The sequence below is a fragment of the Moorena sp. SIO3I6 genome (assembly GCF_010672095.1).
The window spans coordinates 1-4,073 of the sequence record NZ_JAAHHU010000382.1; the positions used below are offsets into that span (position 1 = coordinate 1).

At 45.9% G+C, this 4,073-nt stretch carries 2 protein-coding genes; one reads left to right on the forward strand and one right to left on the reverse strand.

Annotated elements, in window-relative coordinates; all coding sequences use genetic code 11:
* Positions 1-86: 86 nt before the first annotated feature.
* Positions 87-320: a hypothetical protein gene (locus F6K49_RS36450; protein ID WP_293104696.1), complete on the forward strand. Its 234-nt coding sequence runs from the start codon at positions 87-89 to the stop codon at positions 318-320.
* On the opposite strand, the gene F6K49_RS36455 is transcribed toward F6K49_RS36450, so the two are convergent.
* The coding region (locus tag F6K49_RS36455; protein WP_293104699.1) for a HEAT repeat domain-containing protein at positions 302-4,073 on the reverse strand (3,772 nt) is incomplete at its 5' end. The two genes, F6K49_RS36450 and F6K49_RS36455, sit on opposite strands and share 19 nt — an antisense overlap.

Sequence of the window (4,073 nt, forward strand, 5' to 3'; positions counted from 1 at the left end):
AAAGATTACGGTGCCTGAGGATGAACTAAAACCCTACAAACAACAGTGGCAAAGGTCTGAATCTCTTCCCAAATGGGATGTTATGATTGAGCCTATCTAATGGTACCTTATTTATTTGCAAGCCCCTAGTTAAAATTTTACAAAATCACTTTGAATCGGTATCAGCGGAATTGGTGGCAGCGATTAATAGCATAGAGGATATCTCTGGGTTGGAACAGTTGATTGATCACTCTCTTGAGAGTAACTCCCTTGAGGAATTTGAGCAGCTATTGGCACAACATAACTCCCGACTCCCGACTCCCTACAAGTCAATGGAATAATAATCCAAATCACTTTTTCCCGCACCCTGACCCCACCGTGAATCAGGTTTCCAAGCACCATTGGCTTCTTCCCGGCGGCGAGTGCGGACAGTGAGCTGATTACCTTCAAATGTCAGTAGATTATATTGCCAGGGATAAGCGGATCGTAGTTCAAAGGTCGGTGCGCTAAAGGTGCCAGCACAAATTCCATCGAGTTTGCGCCCACCTGGGATTTTGTCGTAACTGAAAACGCTGGCTTGGGCTTTGTGGATGTGCCCGTGGAGGAACAAACGGAATCCAGCAACAGCGAGTTGTTGCATGAAGCCTTGGTCGGTAATGCGTTCGCGTAGCGGCTCTTTCAGAGCATCGCTTCCATCACTATTTAGGGGATGGTGCCAAACCGCTAGTTTCAGGCAGTTGCCGTAATCTTTATTACGGCGAATCTCGGTCAGGGCATTGCTCAGAGCACCTGGGTGAATGCTAGCACGGTCTGTGAAGTGGTGATCGAGTTGCCAAGCGGAGTTTAGTCCTAGGATCAGCAAATTTTGCTCTGGGAGATGGTGGATAATCCCTTGCTGGTCATAGTCGAGGGGATAGGGTTCAGTTTTGATAGCTTGATAGAATTGGCTGAAGTGGGCAAACCGTTGTTGGTATTTAGTTTCATCTCGGACTCGAATCACCTCTTCAGTGACTTTGATGTAGTTACCCTCTTTTAGTTCACCGTGGTATTTTTTGCGATCGCGTAAATCATAAGCATCCTCTGCTAGTTGCCAATTGAGGTCATGGTTACCAGGGACTAGAACAATTTGCTTCGGGTCTAGGGGAAAGTCTTGGCGGAGGTTGTCGAGAAACTGTTGTGCAGCCTGGTATTCTTGAGGAGTGGAATAATTGGCGATATCACCGGAGAGGATAAGACCATCAAGGTGAGGGATTTGAAGGTCTTGGGCCAGGTCTTGGGCGAGTTGGTTTGACCAATTTGTAGCTTGCTCAGGGGTGGTGATGTGGAGGTCCGAGAGGTGGAGGATGTATATGGTTTGAGTGGTAATAAATTTGGGACGATCGGGTTTGGGAATTGGTTTGGGACGATAGGTTGGGTTGTAGACTTGGTAGCGCTCTTGAATGGCTTGAATACCTTTGATGGTGTACTGAACAGTATCTTTATCATTAGTTGCTGCCAATTTTTTCTTGTTGAGGAGATTAATCAGTTTAGGAATAGCGGCTTCTTTCCCGATTTTTCCCAGAGCAAATGCCGCACTTATACGCACAGAATAGTGGTCATTATCCAGCAATTTAATTAAGGGGTTTATAGCGGATTCTGTCCCGATTTTTCCCAGAGCAAATGCCGCACTTATACGCACAGAATAGTGGTCATCATCCAGTAATTTAATTAAAGGGTTTATAGCGGCTTCTGTCCCGATGTTTTCCAGAGCAGATGCCGCACTTATACGCACAGAATAGTGGTCATTATCCAGCAATTTAATTAAGGGGTTTATAGCGGATTCTGTCCCGATTTTTCCCAGAGCAGATGCCGCACTTATACGCACAGAATAGTGGTCATTATCCAGCAATTTAATTAAGGGGTTTATAGCGGCTTCTGTCCCGATATTTCCCAGAGCAGATGCCGCACTTCTACGGACATCTAAGTCTTCATGATCCAGCAATTTAATTAAGAGGTTTATAGCGGCTTCTGTCCCGATATTTCCCAGAGCAGATGCCGCACTTCTACGGACATCTAAGTCTTCATGATCCAGCAATTTAATTAAGGGGTCGATGGTGGCTTCTTTCCCGATTTTTCCGAGAGCAGATGCCGCGCTTATACGCACATCAGAGGAGTCATCATCCAGCAATTTAATTAAGGGGTCGATGGTGGCTTCTGTCCCGATTTTTCCCAGAGCTTCTGCCGCACTTATACGCACCTCAGAGGAGTCATCATCCAGCAATTTAATTAAGGGGTCAATCGTGGCTTCTGTCCCGATTTTTCCCAGAGCTTCTGCCGCACTTATACGGACATCTAAGTCTTCATCATCCAGGAATTTAATTAAGGGGTCGATGATGGCTTCTGTCCCGATGTTTCCCAGAGCTTCTGCCGCACTCTCACGCACATAATAGTGGTCATGATCCAGGAATTTAATTAAGGGGTCGATGGTGGCTTCTGTCCCGATTTTTCCCAGAGCAGATGCCGCACTTCTACGCACATCAGAGGAGTCATCATCTAGCAATTTAATTAAGGGGTCGATGGTGGTTTCTGTCCCGATATTTCCCAGAGCATCTGCCGCACTTCTACGCACATCAGAGGAGTCATCATCTAGCAATTTCATTAAGGGGTCGATGGTGGTTTCTGTCCCGATATTTCCCAGAGCATCTGCCGCACTTCTACGCACATCAGAGGAGTCATCATCCAGCAATTTAATTAAGGGGTCTATCGTGGCTGTCCCGATTTCTACCAGAGCATCTGCCGCACTCTCACGCACATCAGAGGAGTCATCATCCAGCAATTTAATTAAGGGGTCTATCGTGGCTTCTGTCCCGATTTTTTCCAGAGCAGATGCCGCAACACTACGCACAGAATACTCGTCATGATCCAGGTATTTATCTATTAGCTCAGGTATGGCTCTGTCTGATGCAGTTATTCCCAACAACTGAACCTTAAGTAAGGTCGAAACCTCTAACCGAGCCACCAACCCCACAGTGTGTTCTTGAAACTTGGGTTTTACTGCTCCTGCTAACCTGGCTCCCAGTACCAAATCCACTGCTAACCCTAACCTTACCACCCGCTTTGCTTGCTTTGGATTGTCTACCAATTGCAGCATTAGCACCAGAGTTTCTGTCCATTTCAAATAATTGAGATAGTTCTGTTGTAACTCCTGATCACTAAGACGTGGTAATTGCTTCAATAAATATTCGGCTGTATAGTATTCTTGGAGCAGTTGGTGTCGAAACTCAATCAAGTCTCCTGATGGTTGAATCAAGTGATGGTTGAGTAAGTCATCAAGCCAACTCTTGGCGCAAACATTAGGATTGACAACAGCCTGCTGACGTAGATAGTCAGTTAAAATTTCCTCAGCTTTGGTCTTAGTAATAGCAACGCTTATCTCCTCGGGGTTATCCCCTGTTGTCATCACAAACCCTAACTGTTGCAGTAGCTCAGGCCAAAATTTTCTTGATTGATTATCGGAAACCTTAACATCTTGCTTGATTTGCTTAGAATAGGACTGGGTAAAGAAGCGAAACACTAAACCGAGATTAGACGGTATCTTACCTCTAGACTTAAACAGGGAACATAGCATCATCAATAGTAGGGGGGTTTGCCCAAACTCCCGTAAGCGATCGCCCAATTGCTTAAGCATCTGCTCTCCCTGTTGAGGCAAATGCTTGCGGACAAACTTCGACATTTGGTCTGCACTCAAGGGTTGCATTTCCAACTTCTTCTGAATCCCCAAGTCACCACCCACTCCTAAATCCCTGGTGGTGAAAATCATCGGAGTAGTCTTATGGTATTTCTGCCGAAACTTAGTCAAATCCAGGCGTGCTGCTTCTGACGGTAGCTCGTTTACGCCATCGATCAGTAGCAATAATTGTCGATCAAACAGTAGTTTTTCGATCTCCTTCGAGTCCAGCGGTTGACCAAGATGGCTTTCTAGGAAATGCTTCACTAACTCCAACACGGATGTCTGGTAATATCGCAGTTCCACCAGTACTGGAATTTTGTCTTGTATCCCTTCATCCCCCAACAATCGCACTAAGGCTGTGGATTTACCGGACCCCGGACGTCCT